We start from the raw sequence: 15,708 nt of genomic DNA on the forward strand, positions 1-15,708 counted from the left end.
CCTCCTTATCGCTTAATCGTCGCTTGGTTTTAAGCTTAAGCCTAGTGCCGCGAGCTTCTGCTGAACTTCTTCAAGTGACTTCTTACCCAAATTCCTTACCTTCATCATATCTTCTTCAGTTCTTTGAGTAAGTTCTTCAACAGTATTTATCCCGGCTCTCTTTAAGCAGTTGAAAGATCTCACAGAGAGGTCAAGCTCTTCTATGGTCATTTCCAATACCTTATCCCGCTTGTCTTCCTCTTTTTCTACCAATATTTCAACATCTCCCACATGATCTGTAAGAGTTATAAAGAGATTAAGGTGCTCGCTTAGTATCTTTGCTCCTAAGCTAGCAGCTTCATCGGGACTTATAGCTCCATTTGTCCAAATTTCAAGAGTTAGCTTATCATAGTCCGTTCTATTCCCTACACGAGTGTTCTCGATACTATAATTCACTTTTTTGACAGGTGTGAAAATAGAGTCTACAGGTATTATTCCAATAGGTTGATTGGGCTGTTTATTCCTATCGGCTGTTACATAACCTCTGCCTTTTTCCACTGTCATCTCCATATATAATCTGCTGCCTTCACCCAAAGTAGCAATATACAAATCAGGATTTACTATCTCGATATCCGGATCTGCAATTATGTCAGCTGCTGTAACTACACCCTCGCCCTGAGCATCAATCTTAATTATCTTATTGCTTTCTCCATGCATCTTTAAAGCAAGATTTTTGATGTTTAGTATTATTTCTACAACATCTTCTACAACACCAGGAATTGTTGAAAATTCATGCAGTACTCCATCGATCTTAACTTGGGTTACTGCAGCACCCGGCAGGGAGGAAAGCAATATCCTTCTCAAGGAGTTTCCAAGGGTAGTTCCGTTACCTCTTTCCAAAGGCTCTACCACGAATTTCCCATACTTTGAGTCTTCTGACATTTCTACGCATTCAATTTTAGGCTTTTCTATCTCTATCATCCTATTAAAACCCTCCTTATACTACCATACTTATATTTTTTGAGGGTAACTGATTCTAATAATATTACTTAGAGTACAACTCTACAATTAGATGCTCTTCTATTGGTAAATCTATATCTTCTCTTGTAGGTTGTGATATAACTCTTGCTTCCATCATTTCTGCATTTACAGATAACCACTGAGGAGCAGTTTTTGCTGCTGCTGCTTCCGCTAAAGCTTTAAACTTCTCAGAATTTTTGCTGCTAGCTTTAACTGCTACTAAATCGTTTATTTCTACCTGATAAGATGGAATATCTACCTTCTTACCATTTACAGTAAAGTGTCCATGTCTTACAAGTTGTCTTGCTTCGCTTCTTGAATCACCGAAGCCCATTCTGTATACTACATTATCCAATCTCTGTTCAAGAAGTGTCAATAGGTTTTCACCTGTTACACCCTTCATTCTTTCAGCCTTTTCGAAGTATAGTCTGAACTGTTTTTCCAATACTCCATATATTCTTCTAACCTTTTGCTTTTCCCTTAACTGAAGACCATAGTTAGAAAGCTTTTTCTTGTTTTGTCCATGCTGTCCTGGAGCATAATTTCTTCTAGCTATTGCACATTTATCAGTATAGCATCTGTCACCTTTAAGATACAGCTTCATGCCTTCTCTTCTGCATTGTCTGCATACTGCATCAGTATATCTGGCCAATCGTCACACCTCCTGTTATTATACTCTCCTACGTTTTGGTGGTCTGCAACCGTTGTGTGGTATGGGTGTTACATCCTTTATCATACTCACTTCAAGTCCTGCAGCCTGTAATGATCTTATAGCAGCCTCTCTGCCTGAACCTGGACCCTTAACATATACTTCAATTGTTTTTAATCCATGTTCCATAGCTCCCTTAGCAGCTACTTCTGCAGCCATCTGAGCAGCAAAGGGTGTGCTCTTTTTTGAACCTCTGAATCCCAATGATCCAGCACTGGACCATGAAAGTGCATTACCTGCTGCATCTGTAAGAGTTACTATTGTATTGTTAAATGTTGACTGTATATGGGCAGCTCCCTTTTCAACATTTTTTCTTTCTCTTCTCTTTCTTGTCCTTTTAGCCTTTGGCTTTGCAACCATTTGATTATACCTCCTTTTCTTAGGAAATCATATTACTTCTTTCTCTTTGCACCAACAGTTCTCTTAGGACCTTTTCTTGTCCTGGCATTTGTCTTTGTTCTCTGGCCTCTTACAGGAAGTCCTCTTCTATGACGATATCCTCTGTAGCAGCCTATTTCCATAAGTCTCTTGATGCTTAAAGCAACATCTCTTTTCAGGTCACCTTCAACTTTATAATTCTTATCTATTACTTCTCTTAATCTACCTACTTCAGCTTCTGTAAGGTCCTTAACCCTTGTATCAGGGTTAACGCCTGCTTCGGCTAAGATCTTGTTTGATGTCTTTCTGCCAATGCCATATATATAAGTGAGGCCTATCTCTACTCTTTTCTCTCTAGGTAAGTCAACACCGGCGATTCTTGCCATTAATCTTTACACCTCCAACTGTATGTTAAATCTAATATATAAAAACCTACTAAGGGCATCCATAGGATGCAGCCGCTCCCTTAGAAAGATTTTAACCTTGTTTTTGCTTATGCTTGGGGTTTTCGCAGATAACCATAACTCTGCCTTTTCTTTTTATTATTTTACACTTTTCGCAAATTGGTTTTACCGATGGTCTAACTTTCATTTTAAACCCTCCTTGATCATTTACCGCGCCATGTGATTCTGCCCCTAGTCAGATCATAGGGCGATAGTTCGACTGTTACTTTATCTCCGGGTAATATTCTAATGAAATTCATTCTTAATTTCCCTGATATATGAGCCAAAATCTGATGTCCATTCTCCAGCTCTACCATAAAGTTGGCATTAGGTAATGCTTCAACAACCCTGCCTTCAACTTCTATTACATCCTGTTTAGACATAAGGTAATCAAACCTCCTGTTCCTTTTTACTTAAAAGAGTTAAATATTCTCTGATTTCAAAGTCTTCAACTTTTATATTGGAAAGTAGCTTTTCTTTTATTGAACTTGCTACAATACCGGTTGACTTAAGATGCTTAACCTTCTTTTTTTTAGGTTTACTCACCTTTCTCAGGTCCCCATCTGAAATATAGACATGGTTATCGTCTATTATACTTAGTACGATGAATGTTCTTCCTTCATCTCTTCCTGCAGTTGAATAGACTACTTGACCAGGCTGCATATTTGCCATTGCAATCACCTCATCTATAACTTTGTCAATATTTCAGGGCCATTGGCAGTAATAACAATCGTATTTTCATAATGAGCTGACAAGCTTCCATCTGAAGTAACTACTGTCCATCCGTCAGAAAGTGTTTTTACGTGGTACTTTCCTGCATTTATCATGGGTTCAATAGCCAGTGTCAATCCTGCCATCAGTCTGGGCCCTCTATGGGGAAGTCCGTAGTTAGGTACTTGAGGTTCCTCATGCATATTCTTTCCTATGCCGTGTCCTACAAGAGACCTTACTACTGAAAAGCCACTGGATTCTACATGGACTTGTATGGCATGAGATATATCGTAAAGTCTATTGCCTTCGTAAGCTTTTTCTATACCAGCGAAGAAGCTTTCTTCAGCAACCTTTATCAGTCGTTTAGCTTCATCGGTGCAGCTACCTACTTCATAGGTTCTGGCAGCATCTCCGCAATAGCCTTCATAATAGGCTCCAACATCTACCCCTACAATGTCCCCTTCATTTAAAACCCTAGGTCCCGGTATTCCATGCACTACTTCCTCATTAACTGAAGTACACACACTGGCAGGGTAACCTTCATATCCCAGAAAGGCAGGTATAGCTCCGTTTTTTCTGATATATTCTTCTGCCAGTTTATTTATCTCTTTGGTAGTAATTCCAGGTTGGATTACCTCTTTCAATTTTTCGAGAACCTCTGCAACTATTCTACCAGCTGTTCTCATAATTTCAATTTCTCTATTTGACTTAATATACATAGGCTACTCCAAAGCTTCACAGATTTTTGCAAATACTGTATCAGTATCTGCTTCACCATCTATAGTCTTTAACATACCTTTTTTTGTATAGTAATCAATAAGAGGTTGAGTTTGATTTTTGTATACATCAAGTCTGTTCTTAACAGTCTCTACCTTATCATCGTCTCTGGTGTAAAGCTCACCGCCACATACATCACAAACATCTTCCTGTTTCGGCTTATTGAATTTGGAGTGGTAGGTAGCCCCACATTTTCGGCATACCAGTCTTCCAGTAAGTCTGTCTATTAATATTTCATCCTTAACTTCGATGTTGATGACACCATCTAGCTTCAAACCAAGCTTGTTCAGCTCAGCTTCTAAAGCGTCGGCTTGCTCTACGGTCCTTGGAAAGCCATCCAGTAAAAAGCCTTCCTTGCAGTCATCCTCCATAAGCCTTGACTTAACTATGTCAACCACCAATTCATCAGGCACTAAAAGACCCTTATCCATATATTCTTTCGCTTTTAGACCTAATTTAGTCTTTTCTTTCAAATTTTTTCTAAATATGTCGCCTGTAGATATATGGGGTATATTGTATTTTTCCACCAATCTTACAGCCTGTGTGCCTTTACCGGCTCCAGGAGGGCCTAATAATACAATTCTCATTTACATACATCTCCATTCTGTAATTACTTCAAGAAGCCTTGATAATTTCTCATTATCATCTGAGCTTCTATTTGCTTAACAGTTTCCATGGCGACACTTACAACTATTAGTAAAGAAGTACTTCCAAAGGATATATTTATATTGGTAAATGCCGTTAAGAATATTGGGAATATAGCTATTAAAGCTAAGAAAATAGCACCAACCAATGTAATCCTTGATAAAGATCTCTGTATAAAATCTGCAGTGGGCTTTCCGGGTCTGATACCTGGAATAAATCCACCGTATTTCTTTATATTATTAGATACTTCAACTGGGTTAAATGTAACTGCAGTATAGAAGTAAGTGAAACCAATTATGAGCAGTGCATATAATATTCCATGGAGCCATGTTCCCCATGCAAAATATTTAGTGAAAAAGTTATATGCCGCACTGCCTGGGAAAAATCCTGCTATTTGCTTTGGAAATTCAATTATTGACATTGCAAATATTACAGGTATTACCCCTGCCTGATTTACTTTTAAAGGAATATGTGAGCTCTGCCCGCCATACATTTTCCTTCCCACGACTCTTTTTGCATATTGTACAGGTATTCTTCTCTGTCCTTCCTGAACCAGGACGACTGCCATGATTATTAGTATAGCTACTATCACGAAACCGATGAGCTCAATAATTGAAGCTGTTTTTGCCTTGTAGAGGTTAATCAGCTGAGTAGCTCCTACAGGAATTCTAGATACTATACCTGCAAATATAATAAGGGATATACCGTTTCCTACTCCCTTATCTGTTATAAGTTCTCCCAACCACATTAGAAAAGCTGTTCCGGCAGTAAGTGATAAAGCAACTAAAGTTATAGATATAAAATCTGTGCTAATAAGAAATCTCTTTAATCCTATGCTCAATGCTACTGCTTGTATCAAAGCCAGCACAACTGTTCCATATCTTGTGTATTGTGCGATTTTCTTTCTTCCTTCTTCTCCCTCTTTTGCAAGAGCCTCAAGGCTTGGTATAGCAATAGTAAGCAACTGCATTATAATAGAGGCATTAATATACGGTGTTATTCCCATTGCAAAGATCGCAAAATTAGCAAATGCTCCACCAGAAATTACATCAAAGAAGCTTAGCAGTCCTCCTGATTGAATCAAGGTGGCAAGAGCTTCTGTGTCCATCCCTGGCACTGGGATAAAGCTTCCCAATCTGAAAACCACAAGCATTAAAAGGGTGAATGTCATCCTTTTTCTGAGATCCGGTATTCTCCATGCATTTCTAAGAATATTAAACACCTTAAATCACCTCTACCTTTCCTCCTGATGCTATGATCTTCTCCTCAGCTGCCTTACTAAACTTATTAGCTTTAACTGTTAATTGTTTATTTATTTCTCCATTACCTAGTATTTTGATGCCGCTTTTTTCTGCTTTAACTAATCCAACCTTTTTCAACTCTTCAGGAGTGACTACAGCACCATTTTCAAAAATATCTAAATCGCTTACATTTACTACAGCATATTCTTTTCTGAATATGTTTGTAAATCCTACTTTAGGGAGTCTTCTATATAAAGGCATCTGACCGCCTTCAAAACCTATTCTCACACCGCCACCAGAACGTGAACCCTGTCCTTTTTGTCCTCTACCGCCTGTTTTGCCTTGGCCGGTGGCTGTTCCCCTGCCCCTTCTCTTTTTGTTTTTTGTAGTACCTTCAGCAGGTCTTAATTCATGTAATTTCATGGCTGTTTACACCTCCTTACTATATTTCCTCTACTTCTAGCAAGAATGATACTTTGTCTATCATACCTCTGATCTGTGGTGTATCTTCATGCTCAACTACGCTGTGCAATTTCTTTAAGCCCAAGGCTTTTACTGTATCAATTTGATCTTTCTTTCTACCTATTATGCTCTTAACCAGCTTTACTCTAATTTTAGCCAAGGTACTTCCCCCCTAACCTAGTATCTCTTCAACTGTTTTTCCTCTAAGTTCGGCAACTTCTTCTACCGTCTTAAGGGATGAGAGGCCCTGCATTGTAGCATTAACCATATTTCTAGGGTTATTAGATCTTAGAGATTTTGTTCTTATATCTCTTATACCTGCTAATTCCAGAACCGTTCTTACTGGTCCACCTGCTATAACTCCTGTACCTTCTGCAGCAGGTTTTAATAGTACACTACCAGAGCCGGATTTTCCGATCACTTCGTGAGGTATTGTAGTTCCAACAATTGGTACCTTTATCATATTCTTTTTAGCATCTTCAATGCCCTTCTTTATTGCATCCGGAATTTCTATAGATTTTCCAGTTCCTACGCCTACATAGCCGTTTCCGTCTCCAACAACAACTATTGCGCTAAATCTAAAGTTTCTTCCGCCTTTAACAACTTTAGCAACTCTATTTATGGCAACAACCTTTTCTTTCAGGTCTAACTTGCCGGCATCAATTGGCTGCATTAAATTCCCTCCTTATCATTAAAATTCAAGTCCTGCTTCTCTAGCTGCACTGGCAAGTTCCAATACTCTGCCGTGATATATATAGCCGCCTCTATCGAATACAACTTTTTTAATTCCTGCTTCAATGGCTTTTTTAGCTATCAACTCACCTACTGCTTTTGCAGCTTCTTTGTTTCCACCATATGCAACTTTTTCTTTCAATTCTTTATCAAGACTTGAAGCAGCAACTAATGTAACACCTGATTCATCATCAATTATCTGCGCATATATATTCTTAAGACTCCTATAAACATTGAGTCTCGGTCTTTCTGCAGTTCCAAAAACCTTTGTTCTAACTCTGTAGTGTCTTTTCTTTCTAAGGTCATTCTTACTGGTCTTTGTAATCAATCTGAGTCACCTCTTTCCATTATTACTTACCTGTTTTGCCTTCTTTACGCCTTACATGCTCGTCGCTGTATTTGATACCTTTTCCAAGGTATGGCTCAGGCTCTCTAGTAGCTCTGATGTTGGCTGCATGTCTACCAACCAATTCTTTGTCAATACCCTTAACTACTATTTTGTTTGGAGCAGGAACCTCAGTTGTGATGCCCTCAGGATCAACGAATTCTACCGGATGAGAATATCCAATAGTCAAAGTAAGTTTATTGCCCTGCTTTGCTGCTCTATATCCTACACCATTGATTTCAAGAGTCTTTTCAAAACCTTTTGTTACACCTTCAACCATGTTGTTAATGAGAGCTCGTGTAAGTCCATGCAATGCTCTGTGTTCTTTTTGGTCACTTGGTCTTTTAACTGTGAGAACCCCATTTTCTACTTCAATTATCATGTCCTCATCAAATTTCTTTTGAAGCTGTCCCTTAGGTCCTTTTACAGTAATTGCATTGTTTGCATCTATTTTAACCTCTACTCCTTGAGGAATTGTTACAGGTAGTTTACCTATTCTAGACATTTTTCCACCTCCTGTTATGAAGATCTGCTACCATACGTAGCAAAGTACTTCTCCGCCCAAACCTGCTTTTCTGGCATCTTTATCTGACATTATTCCCTTTGAAGTTGATATTATAGCAATACCTAAACCACCTAATACCTTGGGAACTTCATCTTTTTTAGCATAAACTCTTAAACCAGGCTTGCTTATTCTCTTTAATCCTGTAATAACTTTGCCTTTGTTAGCGGTATATTTCAATGTTATTCTGATTATGCCCTGAGCACCGTCATCAATTATTTCAAAGGATTTTATATAACCTTCTTCTAAAAGAATTTCGGCCATGGCTTTCTTTATATTTGACAAAGGAATATCGACTGTTTGATGTTTTACAGTGTTAGCGTTCCTTATTCTTGTTAGCATATCAGCAATTGGGTCGCTTATAACCATATTTCTTACCTCCTTTACGATAACGCTTACCAGCTGGCTTTTTTCACTCCTGGTATCTGTCCTTTATAGGCTAATTCTCTAAAACATATACGGCAAATGCCAAACTTTCTTAAGTATCCGTGGGGTCTGCCGCAAATTTTGCATCTGTTATAAGCCCTGGTAGAGAATTTCGGAGTTCTTTGCTGCTTTAATATCATTGATTTTTTTGCCACATTCGTCCCTCCTATCCACTAATTTGCATAAGGCATTCCAAGAAGCCTAAGCAATTCTCTTGCTTCTTCATCAGTCTTTGCAGTTGTTACAAAGATGATATCCATACCTCTGATTTGGTCCACTTTATCATAATCGATCTCAGGGAAAATCAGTTGTTCCTTTATACCTAATGCATAGTTACCTCTACCGTCAAAAGATTTTGTAGATACTCCCCTGAAGTCTCTAACTCTGGGTAAAGATACATTGAATAGCTTATCTACAAACTCATACATTCTTTCTCCCCTTAAGGTTACCTTGGCGCCTACATTCATCCCTTTTCTAAGCTTAAAAGCAGCAACTGATTTTTTTGCTTTTATAACTACGGGTTTTTGACCTGCTATCAACGCTAATTCTGATACAGCAGCATCTAAAGCCTTTGCATTTTCCTTAGTATTACCCAAACCCATATTCAAAACAACTTTTTCAAGTTTGGGAATTTCCATTACACTTTTATATTGAAACTTCTGCATCAAAGCAGGAGCCACTTCATTCAAGTATTTTTCTTTAAGTCTAGCCAATTATTTTACCTCCTTTCAGAGCCTTTTATTTATCCAATATATCGCCGCAGCTCTTGCAGTATCTTACCTTAGATCCATCTTGTAAAATTCTTTTACCAATTCTTACACCTTTTTTGCATTTATCACACCAAAGCATAACCTTTGAGGCAAATATGGGTGATTCCTGGTGTATGATTCCACCCTGCTGGACTTTTTGTGATGGCTTCTTATGCTTAGTGCTCATATTAACACCCTCAACTATAACTTTGCCATCCTTTGGATAAGATACGAGCACCTTTGCTTTTTTACCTTTATCCTTACCGGAGATTACAACCACTGTATCTCCTTTTTTAACATGCAGTTTCTTCTTTTCCATGACGCCACCTCCTTTATAGCACTTCCGGTGCTAAGGAAATTATCTTCATAAAATCTTTTTCTCTTAGCTCCCTAGCAACAGGCCCGAATATACGAGTTCCTCTTGGTTGATTGTCATCTTTTATTATTACAGCTGCATTTTCATCAAACTTTATATAGCTTCCGTCAGGTCTTCTTAAACCTTTCTTGCTCCTGACGATAACTGCCTTAACAATATCACCTTTTTTAACAACACCACCTGGCGTTGCATCTTTAACAGAAGCAATTATTATATCTCCAATGTTTCCATATCTTCTTAATGAACCGCCTACTACGCGGATACATAATAGTTCCTTTGCACCCGAATTGTCTGCTACTTTTAAACGCGATTCCTGCTGAATCATTTAAAACCCTCCTTTCGGAATTTACTTTGCTCTCTCAATTATTTCAACAAGTCTCCATCTTTTTTCTCTGCTCAGTGGTCTTGTTTCCATTATCATAACTTTATCGCCAACTTTGCACTCGTTGTTTTCATCATGGGCTTTAAATTTAGTAGTTCTTTTAACGGTTTTCTTATAAAGCGGATGACGAACCAGTGTTTCAATGGCGACTACAATTGTTTTATCCATTTTATCGCTTACAACTTTACCAATTCTAGTCTTCCTGTTACCTCTCTCCACGGACCTTGCCTCCTCTCAACTATTTGTTTTCTACAGCCTTGAGTTCCTTTTCCCTGAGAATAGTTTTAATACGTGCTATGGATTTCTTTACTTCTCTTACTCTCATAGGGTTTTCCAACTGACCTGTAGCCATTTGGAATCTCAAATTAAAAAGTTCACCTTTAAGTTCTAAAAGCTTTTGTTCAAGTTCGTTAGATGACATTTCTCTGATCTTATTAGCCTTCATTACCTTCACCCACTTCCTCAGTTTCCTGACGGGCTACGAATTTGCACTTCACGGGCAACTTATGCATAGCTAATCTCATAGCCTCTCGTGCAACCTCCTCGGATACACCCGCAATTTCAAATAATACTCTTCCTGGTTTTACTACCGCAACCCAGTATTCTGGTGAACCTTTACCCGAACCCATACGAGTTTCAGCAGGTTTTTCTGTAACCGGCTTGTCAGGGAATATCTTTATCCAAACCTGACCGCCCCTCTTTATATATCTAGTCATAGCAATTCTGGCAGCTTCTATCTGATTGCTTGTTATCCATGCTGGCTCCACTGCTTGTAAACCGTATTCTCCATATGTTATTTTATTACCTCTTAAAGCCTTACCTGCCATGCTGCCTCTCATTTGCTTACGACGTTTTACTCTTTTTGGCATCAACATATTATTCTGCTCCTCCTTCCTCAACTACTTTCTTAGCTTCTGGAAGTACCTCCCCTTTATATATCCAAACCTTCACACCTATTCTTCCGTAGGTAGTGTGAGCTTCCGCAAAGCCATAGTCAATATCTGCTCTTAAAGTCTGAAGCGGAATTGTACCTTCTCTGTACCATTCACTTCTTGCTATTTCAGCTCCTCCAAGTCTTCCGGAGGTCATAGCCTTGATTCCTTTCGCTCCGCTTCTCATAGTTCTCTGCATAGCCTGCTTCATAGCTCTTCTGAAGGATATTCTCTTCTCCAATTGAGCTGCTATATTTTCTGCAACCAATTGAGCATCAAGCTCGGGTACTTTTATCTCTGATATATTTATTGAGACACTCTTATTGTTTGTAAGTTTTTCAACTTCTTTTCTAAGAGCTTCAATGCCTGCTCCGCCTTTACCGATTACCATTCCTGGTTTTGCTGTGCTTATATTGATTCTAACCTTGTTGGCGGTTCTTTCGATTTCTATCTTTGATATACCTGAAGAAAATAGCTTTTTCTTTAGGTATTCTCTAATTTTATTATCTTCTATCAAAAGGTCTGAAAAATCCTTGTCACTAGCGTACCATTTAGAATCCCAGTCCTTGATTATGCCCACTCTAAGTCCGTGTGGATTTACCTTTTGGCCCACTAAAAATCCCCTCCTTCTTTATTCCTTTTCCTTAACAACAAGCGTTATATGACTGGTCCTCTTAAGTATTCGAACGCCACGCCCTTTTGCGGCCGCTCTGAATCTTTTAAGGGTAGGTCCTTGAGTTGCGTAGGCCTCAGAAATATATAATTTATCAACATCCATGTTGTGATTGTTTTCAGCGTTTGCCACAGCTGACTTTAATAGTTTTTCCAATATAACAGATGCAGCTTTTGGTGTATGCTTAAGAATTGCAAAAGCTTCACCCACTTTTTTACCTCTGATCAAGTCAATCACAATATTAACTTTTCTAGAGGAAATTCTCATATATCTTGCCACTGCTCTTGCTTCCACAGGATTTGCCTCCTTCCGTAATAAGCTTTTATTTAAGTGCTGTTGATCTTTCAGTATGATCTCCATGTCCTCTGAAGGTTCTAGTAGGTGCGAACTCTCCCAATTTATGTCCTACCATATCTTCAACAATGTAAACCGGAACATGTTTTCTTCCATCATGAACAGCAATAGTATGACCTACCATCTCCGGAAAAATTGTGGAGCTTCTTGACCAGGTTTTGAGGACGGTCTTTTTGCCTGATTTATTCATTTCAACTATTCTCTTTAATAGTTTTTCATCTACATAAGGCCCTTTCTTAACTGATCTACTCATTAATATGCCTCCTTCCTGACTTTCTTGTTGCATGCTGCGTGCTAGCAGTACTTCTAACTCGCAGCCAGCAACCCATAGACACTGCAATTATTTTTCATTTCTTCTCTTAATAATGAACTTACTTGATGCTTTTTTCTTATTTCTTGTCTTATAACCAAGGGCAGGTTTACCCCAAGGAGTTAAAGGTCCAGGTCTTCCTACCGGTGACTTACCTTCACCACCACCATGTGGGTGATCCACTGGGTTCATAACAGAACCTCTTACTGTAGGTCTTATTCCCAAATGTCTACTTCTTCCAGCTTTACCTATGCTGACTATTTCGTGTTCAAGGTTGCCTACCTGACCGATAGTTGCCTTGCATTCCAGTCTTACCATTCTAACTTCACCAGATGGAAGTCTTATTTGGGCATAATCGCCTTCCTTAGCCATAAGCTGGGCTGCGTTTCCTGCCGCTCTAACCAACTGACCGCCTTTGCCAGCCTTAAGCTCAATATTGTGAACAAAGGTACCAACAGGTATATTTCTCAAAGGTAATGCGTTACCAACCTTTATATCTGCATCAGCTGAGGATATTACTGTATCTCCTACATTTAAGCCATGAGGTGCAATAATGTACCTTTTTTCACCATCAACATAGTTTAACAATGCTATGTTTGCAGTTCTGTTTGGATCATACTCTATAGCAGCAACTTTTGCAGGGATATCAACTTTATCCCTTTTAAAGTCGATTATTCTATATTTTCTTTTATGTCCGCCACCATGATGTCTTACTGTTATTTTTCCATAATTATTTCTTCCCGCTTTGCTCTTCAATATTTGAACCAGGGATTTTTCCGGCTCTGTTTTTGTGATTTCCTCAAACGTTGAAACCGTCATAAATCTTCTTGCGGGAGAAGTTGGTTTATATTTCTTTATCGCCATATTATTTCTCCTCCTGTTTCAAGCGGTAATTATCGGCGACCGCTTCCATTTTTCACTATTCAGCTGTTCCAGCACCCTACCCTGATATCCTGGGTTTTGAGTTCTGAAATCTAAGCTCTAAATTATAGGCCTTCGAAGAATTCTATTGACTTGCTGTCAGGGGTAAGCTTAACAATAGCTTTTTTGTATCCGGGTCTTCTTCCTTCATATCTGCCCATTCTCTTCATCTTACCCATCATTTTGATTGTGTTTACCTTTTCAACCTTTACTTTAAAGATTTCCTCTACGGCTTGTTTTATTTGGTATTTATTAGCATTTATGTCTACTATAAAGGTGTATTTTCTATCTGCCATATCATTCATGCTTCTTTCAGTTATAACAGGTCTTCTTATGATATCATAGGCATTCATTATAGGTACACCTCCTCAACCTTCTCAACCGCTGATTTAGTTATGATAAATTTGTCATATTTCAAAATGTCATATACATTCAATGTATTAACCAAAGAAGTCTTAACACCAGGTATATTTCTAGCGGATTTTTCAACATTTTCATTCTTTTCTGCCAAAACTATGAGAGCCTTTGTATCAACCTTTAAGTTCTGAAGCATATTCACTACTTGTTTAGTCTTCGGAGCTTCAAAGCTCAGGTCATCTAAAACGATTATATTCTCTTCATTAACTTTTGAACTTAAAGCAGATTTCATTGCGATTCTTCTTATTTTCTTTGGCACTGTATATCTATAAGATCTTGGCTTCGGAGCGAACACAATACCTCCATGAGTCCATTGAGGAGATCTGATGCTTCCATGTCTTGCTCTTCCTGTTCCTTTTTGTCTCCAGGGTTTGATTCCGCCACCGCGCACTTCTGCTCGTGTAAGAGCTGATTGGGTTCCTTGTCTTCTATTAGCTAAGAGCATTTTAACTACTTGATGCATAGCTTCAACATTAACATTTACACCAAATATACTGTCTTTAAGGTCTATATCACCTACTTGCTGTCCAGCTATATTATATAACGCTACCTTAGGCATAGCACTTCCTCCTTTCTCACCGTTATTATGCCTTCACTGTATCTTTTATCATGACCAGTGAGCCTCTTATTCCAGGTACTCCACCTTTTACGATTATATAGTTCTTCTCAGCGTCTACTTTTACAACCTCTAGGTTTTGTACTGTTGTATTTTCGTTACCCATTCTTCCTGGGAGTTTTTTACCTTTAAAGGTTCTTGATGGGTCTGAAGAAGCACCCATGGAACCAGGGGCCCTGTGGAACTTAGAACCGTGTCTCATAGGTCCTCTATGGGCATTGAATCTCTTAATATTACCTGCTGTACCCTTACCTTTGGAAACACCACTTACATCAACTCTGTCTCCTTCGGCAAATATGTCAACCTTTATTTCTTGGCCTATTTCAAAGGATTCCGCATTTTCAACTCTGAACTCTCTTAAATACCTCTTTGTTGCAACTTTTGCTTTTGCAAAGTGACCTTTCATAGGCTTATTGAGTTTCTTTTCATCCTTATCTTCATAGCCTACCTGTATTGACGCATATCCATCGTTTTCAACTGTTTTCTTTTGAACCACTACATTAGGTCCTGCTTCAATAACTGTTACGGGAATGGCTACACCTTCTTTATTGAAAATCTGCGTCATCCCAACTTTTTTACCTAATATTGCTTTCTTCATCATTACACCTCCATAATTTACAGAGGACCGAATTTTTCGGTCATACTAAATCATAATCATTGTTCTCAAATGCTTTTTAAAGCTTTATTTCTATATCTACACCGGCAGGTAGATCCAATCTCATCAATGCATCTACAGTTTTGGGTGTAGGGCTTAGTATATCAATCAATCTCTTATGAGTTCTCATCTCAAACTGCTCTCTTGAATCCTTATATTTATGAACAGCTCTCAATATAGTAATAATTTCTTTTTGAGTTGGAAGGGGTACTGGACCCGAAACCTTCGCACCTGTTCTTTTAGCAGTTTCAACAATCTTTTGAGCTGATTGATCGATTAGATTGTGATCAAATGCCTTTAATCTGATTCTGATTTTTTGTTTTGCCATTTTATTTCCCTCCTTTTCATCGCACGCGCTATTTTACTCACGTACAACCGCTTACTGCTGTACACTAATCCGGGTGTGTTATATTTTTTTATTTAGTGTACCCCAGAAAGTACACAGTCAGTAGAGTCGCCCAAATTCTAGATTCAGACACTACTCAGCAAGAATTTACCAAGGCAATCTTGCAACCTCTTGCCTCATCGCATGCTTGTATTGACAACTATTTTATTTTAAACTATTTTTGTTGCTTTGACAACAATTTTTATTAGTTTTTCATCACTTTTTTTACAAATGAATAACATAGTTCTAGAGCCCAGTTTAAACTGAACTCTAGAATCTTTAATCTCAGAAAACATTACGGGGGGACACGCCGCTTCCAGGCGTGTATCCCTTGCTACGTAATGTCCCCGATTTAATTATTCTATTATTGATGCAACAGCACCTGCTCCTACTGTTCTTCCGCCTTCTCTTATAGCGAATCTTAATCCTTCTTCTATAGCTATTGGAGTTATTAGCTTGATTGTCATT

31 protein-coding genes and 1 pseudogene are annotated in these 15,708 nt (G+C 38.5%); all 32 read right to left on the reverse strand.

Annotated elements, in window-relative coordinates; all coding sequences use genetic code 11:
• Positions 1-12: 12 nt before the first annotated feature.
• A complete protein-coding gene (locus ACESM9_RS06030; protein WP_372996308.1) occupies positions 13-960 on the reverse strand; it encodes a DNA-directed RNA polymerase subunit alpha in 948 nt (315 codons plus the stop codon).
• A gap of 64 nt (positions 961-1,024) precedes the next feature.
• Positions 1,025-1,651 (reverse strand): 30S ribosomal protein S4, encoded by a 627-nt coding sequence (rpsD, locus tag ACESM9_RS06035; RefSeq protein ID WP_372996310.1) that lies wholly within the window; start codon positions 1,649-1,651, stop codon positions 1,025-1,027.
• Positions 1,652-1,669: 18 nt separating this feature from the next.
• A complete protein-coding gene (rpsK, locus tag ACESM9_RS06040; RefSeq protein ID WP_372996312.1) occupies positions 1,670-2,068 on the reverse strand; it encodes a 30S ribosomal protein S11 in 399 nt (132 codons plus the stop codon).
• A 32-nt stretch (positions 2,069-2,100) separates the two neighbouring features.
• Positions 2,101-2,472: a 30S ribosomal protein S13 gene (rpsM, locus tag ACESM9_RS06045; RefSeq protein ID WP_372996314.1), complete on the reverse strand. Its 372-nt coding sequence runs from the start codon at positions 2,470-2,472 to the stop codon at positions 2,101-2,103.
• A gap of 91 nt (positions 2,473-2,563) precedes the next feature.
• On the reverse strand, positions 2,564-2,677 hold the full coding sequence (rpmJ, locus tag ACESM9_RS06050; protein ID WP_025434559.1) for a 50S ribosomal protein L36: 114 nt from the start codon (positions 2,675-2,677) through the stop codon (positions 2,564-2,566).
• 16 nt (positions 2,678-2,693) lie between these two features.
• On the reverse strand, positions 2,694-2,912 hold the full coding sequence (gene infA / locus ACESM9_RS06055; protein WP_372996316.1) for a translation initiation factor IF-1: 219 nt from the start codon (positions 2,910-2,912) through the stop codon (positions 2,694-2,696).
• Between the two features lie 7 nt (positions 2,913-2,919).
• Positions 2,920-3,201: an RNA-binding protein gene (locus tag ACESM9_RS06060; RefSeq protein WP_372996318.1), complete on the reverse strand. Its 282-nt coding sequence runs from the start codon at positions 3,199-3,201 to the stop codon at positions 2,920-2,922.
• A gap of 14 nt (positions 3,202-3,215) precedes the next feature.
• Entirely contained in the window at positions 3,216-3,959 is a 744-nt protein-coding gene (gene map / locus ACESM9_RS06065; protein WP_372996320.1) for a type I methionyl aminopeptidase, read from the reverse strand.
• 3 nt (positions 3,960-3,962) lie between these two features.
• Complete coding sequence (locus tag ACESM9_RS06070) at positions 3,963-4,604, reverse strand: adenylate kinase (RefSeq protein WP_372996322.1); 642 nt, start codon at positions 4,602-4,604, stop codon at positions 3,963-3,965.
• A gap of 23 nt (positions 4,605-4,627) precedes the next feature.
• Complete coding sequence (gene secY, locus ACESM9_RS06075; protein WP_372996324.1) at positions 4,628-5,884, reverse strand: preprotein translocase subunit SecY; 1,257 nt, start codon at positions 5,882-5,884, stop codon at positions 4,628-4,630.
• A gap of 1 nt (position 5,885) precedes the next feature.
• Entirely contained in the window at positions 5,886-6,326 is a 441-nt protein-coding gene (gene rplO, locus ACESM9_RS06080; protein ID WP_372996326.1) for a 50S ribosomal protein L15, read from the reverse strand.
• Positions 6,327-6,345: 19 nt separating this feature from the next.
• A complete protein-coding gene (gene rpmD, locus ACESM9_RS06085; protein ID WP_372996328.1) occupies positions 6,346-6,525 on the reverse strand; it encodes a 50S ribosomal protein L30 in 180 nt (59 codons plus the stop codon).
• A gap of 12 nt (positions 6,526-6,537) precedes the next feature.
• Positions 6,538-7,038, reverse strand: coding sequence for a 30S ribosomal protein S5 (gene rpsE / locus ACESM9_RS06090; RefSeq protein WP_372996330.1), 501 nt, complete (start codon positions 7,036-7,038; stop codon positions 6,538-6,540).
• Between the two features lie 18 nt (positions 7,039-7,056).
• Positions 7,057-7,425 (reverse strand): 50S ribosomal protein L18, encoded by a 369-nt coding sequence (gene rplR / locus ACESM9_RS06095; RefSeq protein ID WP_372996332.1) that lies wholly within the window; start codon positions 7,423-7,425, stop codon positions 7,057-7,059.
• A 22-nt stretch (positions 7,426-7,447) separates the two neighbouring features.
• On the reverse strand, positions 7,448-7,987 hold the full coding sequence (gene rplF / locus ACESM9_RS06100; protein WP_372996334.1) for a 50S ribosomal protein L6: 540 nt from the start codon (positions 7,985-7,987) through the stop codon (positions 7,448-7,450).
• A gap of 27 nt (positions 7,988-8,014) precedes the next feature.
• The gene (gene rpsH / locus ACESM9_RS06105; RefSeq protein ID WP_372996336.1) at positions 8,015-8,413 is read right to left on the reverse strand and encodes a 30S ribosomal protein S8; all 399 of its coding nucleotides are present in this window, start codon (positions 8,411-8,413) and stop codon (positions 8,015-8,017) included.
• Between the two features lie 26 nt (positions 8,414-8,439).
• The gene (locus ACESM9_RS06110) at positions 8,440-8,625 is read right to left on the reverse strand and encodes a type Z 30S ribosomal protein S14 (RefSeq protein ID WP_073025458.1); all 186 of its coding nucleotides are present in this window, start codon (positions 8,623-8,625) and stop codon (positions 8,440-8,442) included.
• 18 nt (positions 8,626-8,643) lie between these two features.
• Entirely contained in the window at positions 8,644-9,183 is a 540-nt protein-coding gene (rplE, locus tag ACESM9_RS06115) for a 50S ribosomal protein L5 (RefSeq protein WP_372996339.1), read from the reverse strand.
• A 25-nt stretch (positions 9,184-9,208) separates the two neighbouring features.
• Positions 9,209-9,538, reverse strand: a complete 330-nt coding sequence (gene rplX, locus ACESM9_RS06120) for a 50S ribosomal protein L24 (RefSeq protein ID WP_372996341.1) — start codon at positions 9,536-9,538, stop codon at positions 9,209-9,211.
• Between the two features lie 13 nt (positions 9,539-9,551).
• Positions 9,552-9,920, reverse strand: a complete 369-nt coding sequence (gene rplN, locus ACESM9_RS06125; RefSeq protein ID WP_372996343.1) for a 50S ribosomal protein L14 — start codon at positions 9,918-9,920, stop codon at positions 9,552-9,554.
• Positions 9,921-9,941: 21 nt separating this feature from the next.
• Entirely contained in the window at positions 9,942-10,196 is a 255-nt protein-coding gene (gene rpsQ, locus ACESM9_RS06130) for a 30S ribosomal protein S17 (RefSeq protein ID WP_372996345.1), read from the reverse strand.
• Positions 10,197-10,215: 19 nt separating this feature from the next.
• Positions 10,216-10,422, reverse strand: a complete 207-nt coding sequence (gene rpmC / locus ACESM9_RS06135) for a 50S ribosomal protein L29 (protein ID WP_372996347.1) — start codon at positions 10,420-10,422, stop codon at positions 10,216-10,218.
• The gene (gene rplP / locus ACESM9_RS06140; protein WP_372996349.1) at positions 10,412-10,852 is read right to left on the reverse strand and encodes a 50S ribosomal protein L16; all 441 of its coding nucleotides are present in this window, start codon (positions 10,850-10,852) and stop codon (positions 10,412-10,414) included. The genes rpmC and rplP overlap by 11 nt, the downstream gene beginning before the upstream one ends.
• Position 10,853: 1 nt before the next feature.
• Positions 10,854-11,522, reverse strand: coding sequence for a 30S ribosomal protein S3 (gene rpsC / locus ACESM9_RS06145; RefSeq protein ID WP_372996351.1), 669 nt, complete (start codon positions 11,520-11,522; stop codon positions 10,854-10,856).
• A gap of 18 nt (positions 11,523-11,540) precedes the next feature.
• Entirely contained in the window at positions 11,541-11,876 is a 336-nt protein-coding gene (gene rplV / locus ACESM9_RS06150; RefSeq protein WP_372996353.1) for a 50S ribosomal protein L22, read from the reverse strand.
• Between the two features lie 28 nt (positions 11,877-11,904).
• On the reverse strand, positions 11,905-12,189 hold the full coding sequence (rpsS, locus tag ACESM9_RS06155; protein ID WP_372996355.1) for a 30S ribosomal protein S19: 285 nt from the start codon (positions 12,187-12,189) through the stop codon (positions 11,905-11,907).
• Between the two features lie 87 nt (positions 12,190-12,276).
• Entirely contained in the window at positions 12,277-13,110 is an 834-nt protein-coding gene (gene rplB, locus ACESM9_RS06160) for a 50S ribosomal protein L2 (protein WP_372996357.1), read from the reverse strand.
• A 122-nt stretch (positions 13,111-13,232) separates the two neighbouring features.
• Complete coding sequence (gene rplW, locus ACESM9_RS06165) at positions 13,233-13,520, reverse strand: 50S ribosomal protein L23 (RefSeq protein WP_372996359.1); 288 nt, start codon at positions 13,518-13,520, stop codon at positions 13,233-13,235.
• Positions 13,520-14,143: a 50S ribosomal protein L4 gene (gene rplD / locus ACESM9_RS06170; protein ID WP_372996362.1), complete on the reverse strand. Its 624-nt coding sequence runs from the start codon at positions 14,141-14,143 to the stop codon at positions 13,520-13,522. The genes rplW and rplD overlap by 1 nt, the downstream gene beginning before the upstream one ends.
• Positions 14,144-14,168: 25 nt before the next feature.
• Complete coding sequence (gene rplC / locus ACESM9_RS06175) at positions 14,169-14,798, reverse strand: 50S ribosomal protein L3 (protein WP_372996364.1); 630 nt, start codon at positions 14,796-14,798, stop codon at positions 14,169-14,171.
• Positions 14,799-14,874: 76 nt separating this feature from the next.
• On the reverse strand, positions 14,875-15,183 hold the full coding sequence (gene rpsJ, locus ACESM9_RS06180; RefSeq protein WP_255228462.1) for a 30S ribosomal protein S10: 309 nt from the start codon (positions 15,181-15,183) through the stop codon (positions 14,875-14,877).
• A gap of 413 nt (positions 15,184-15,596) precedes the next feature.
• Positions 15,597-15,708, reverse strand: a pseudogene (locus ACESM9_RS06185) (elongation factor Tu); the annotation flags it as partial.

The sequence above is a fragment of the Lutispora sp. genome, from assembly GCF_041687175.1.
Classification (GTDB): Bacteria; Bacillota; Clostridia; order Lutisporales; family Lutisporaceae; genus Lutispora.

What these genes read in the sequence shown, in the direction of transcription:
- ACESM9_RS06030 (WP_372996308.1), bottom strand. Translation starts at nt 960, where the DNA reads ATGATAGAGATAGAAAAGCCTAAAATTGAATGCGTAGAAATGTCAGAA.
- rpsK (WP_372996312.1), bottom strand. Translation starts at nt 2,068, where the DNA reads ATGGTTGCAAAGCCAAAGGCTAAAAGGACAAGAAAGAGAAGAGAAAGA.
- rpsM (WP_372996314.1), bottom strand. Translation starts at nt 2,472, where the DNA reads ATGGCAAGAATCGCCGGTGTTGACTTACCTAGAGAGAAAAGAGTAGAG.
- rpmJ (WP_025434559.1), bottom strand. Translation starts at nt 2,677, where the DNA reads ATGAAAGTTAGACCATCGGTAAAACCAATTTGCGAAAAGTGTAAAATA.
- infA (WP_372996316.1), bottom strand. Translation starts at nt 2,912, where the DNA reads ATGTCTAAACAGGATGTAATAGAAGTTGAAGGCAGGGTTGTTGAAGCA.
- ACESM9_RS06060 (WP_372996318.1), bottom strand. Translation starts at nt 3,201, where the DNA reads ATGGCAAATATGCAGCCTGGTCAAGTAGTCTATTCAACTGCAGGAAGA.
- map (WP_372996320.1), bottom strand. Translation starts at nt 3,959, where the DNA reads ATGTATATTAAGTCAAATAGAGAAATTGAAATTATGAGAACAGCTGGT.
- ACESM9_RS06070 (WP_372996322.1), bottom strand. Translation starts at nt 4,604, where the DNA reads ATGAGAATTGTATTATTAGGCCCTCCTGGAGCCGGTAAAGGCACACAG.
- rplO (WP_372996326.1), bottom strand. Translation starts at nt 6,326, where the DNA reads ATGAAATTACATGAATTAAGACCTGCTGAAGGTACTACAAAAAACAAA.
- rpsE (WP_372996330.1), bottom strand. Translation starts at nt 7,038, where the DNA reads ATGCAGCCAATTGATGCCGGCAAGTTAGACCTGAAAGAAAAGGTTGTT.
- rplF (WP_372996334.1), bottom strand. Translation starts at nt 7,987, where the DNA reads ATGTCTAGAATAGGTAAACTACCTGTAACAATTCCTCAAGGAGTAGAG.
- rpsH (WP_372996336.1), bottom strand. Translation starts at nt 8,413, where the DNA reads ATGGTTATAAGCGACCCAATTGCTGATATGCTAACAAGAATAAGGAAC.
- rplX (WP_372996341.1), bottom strand. Translation starts at nt 9,538, where the DNA reads ATGGAAAAGAAGAAACTGCATGTTAAAAAAGGAGATACAGTGGTTGTA.
- rplN (WP_372996343.1), bottom strand. Translation starts at nt 9,920, where the DNA reads ATGATTCAGCAGGAATCGCGTTTAAAAGTAGCAGACAATTCGGGTGCA.
- rpmC (WP_372996347.1), bottom strand. Translation starts at nt 10,422, where the DNA reads ATGAAGGCTAATAAGATCAGAGAAATGTCATCTAACGAACTTGAACAA.
- rplP (WP_372996349.1), bottom strand. Translation starts at nt 10,852, where the DNA reads ATGTTGATGCCAAAAAGAGTAAAACGTCGTAAGCAAATGAGAGGCAGC.
- rpsS (WP_372996355.1), bottom strand. Translation starts at nt 12,189, where the DNA reads ATGAGTAGATCAGTTAAGAAAGGGCCTTATGTAGATGAAAAACTATTA.
- rplB (WP_372996357.1), bottom strand. Translation starts at nt 13,110, where the DNA reads ATGGCGATAAAGAAATATAAACCAACTTCTCCCGCAAGAAGATTTATG.
- rplW (WP_372996359.1), bottom strand. Translation starts at nt 13,520, where the DNA reads ATGAATGCCTATGATATCATAAGAAGACCTGTTATAACTGAAAGAAGC.
- rplD (WP_372996362.1), bottom strand. Translation starts at nt 14,143, where the DNA reads ATGCCTAAGGTAGCGTTATATAATATAGCTGGACAGCAAGTAGGTGAT.
- rplC (WP_372996364.1), bottom strand. Translation starts at nt 14,798, where the DNA reads ATGAAGAAAGCAATATTAGGTAAAAAAGTTGGGATGACGCAGATTTTC.
- rpsJ (WP_255228462.1), bottom strand. Translation starts at nt 15,183, where the DNA reads ATGGCAAAACAAAAAATCAGAATCAGATTAAAGGCATTTGATCACAAT.